General features: G+C 46.2%; 2 tRNA genes and 2 rRNA genes. All 4 read left to right on the top strand.

Annotated elements, in window-relative coordinates:
- Nucleotides 1-113: ribosomal RNA gene (locus H8Z82_RS16995) — 16S ribosomal RNA — on the top strand; the annotation flags it as partial.
- Nucleotides 114-185: 72 nt separating this feature from the next.
- Nucleotides 186-303, top strand: a 5S ribosomal RNA gene (rrf, locus tag H8Z82_RS16990).
- A gap of 5 nt (nt 304-308) precedes the next feature.
- A tRNA-Ala gene (locus H8Z82_RS16985) sits at nt 309-381 on the top strand.
- Between the two features lie 23 nt (nt 382-404).
- Nucleotides 405-478 (top strand) — tRNA-Ile (locus tag H8Z82_RS16980).
- Nucleotides 479-679: the final 201 nt, after the last annotated feature.

Here is a 679-nt window from a genome sequence, read left to right as displayed (position 1 = left end):
CCGAAGTCAGTGACCTAACCGCAAGGGAGGAGCTGCCGAAGGCGGGACCGATGACTGGGGTGAAGTCGTAACAAGGTAGCCGTATCGGAAGGTGCGGCTGGATCACCTCCTTTCTAAGGAAGAAGAAGTAGAAAATTGCAATGTGTTTTACTGTTGAGTTATCAAGGAAACTGAATAAAGATATTTCTGGTAGCGATGCGCTTAGGGGAAACACCCGTTCCCATCCCGAACACGACGGTTAAGACCTAAGCGGCCGATGGTACTGCACTGGAGACGGTGTGGGAGAGCAGGTGGCTGCCAGATCAAATGGGGATGTAGCTCAGTTGGGAGAGCACCTGCCTTGCAAGCAGGGGGTCGAGAGTTCGAATCTCTTCATCTCCACTGAAATCGGAAGATTTCAAGATGGGCTTATAGCTCAGCTGGTTAGAGCGCACGCCTGATAAGCGTGAGGTCGGTGGTTCGAGTCCACTTAAGCCCATTGGCTTATAAAAGTTTAGCCGTGAGGTTAAGTGAGTAAGCCTTATATTGTACCTTGAAAACTGCATACATGAAATTTGATTAAAGTTAATCAAATATCCTTGATACAAAACGTTAAGAGATATGAGAATATCTCATAAAACGCAAGATAGGAAGACATCGATAACAAAGTTATCAAAAACATGAGAATCAAACGACCGCA

It is taken from the genome of Blautia difficilis (genome assembly GCF_014297245.1).
GTDB lineage: Bacteria > Bacillota > Clostridia > Lachnospirales > Lachnospiraceae > Blautia_A > Blautia_A difficilis.
This window is presented reverse-complemented; position numbering and strand designations above follow the sequence as displayed.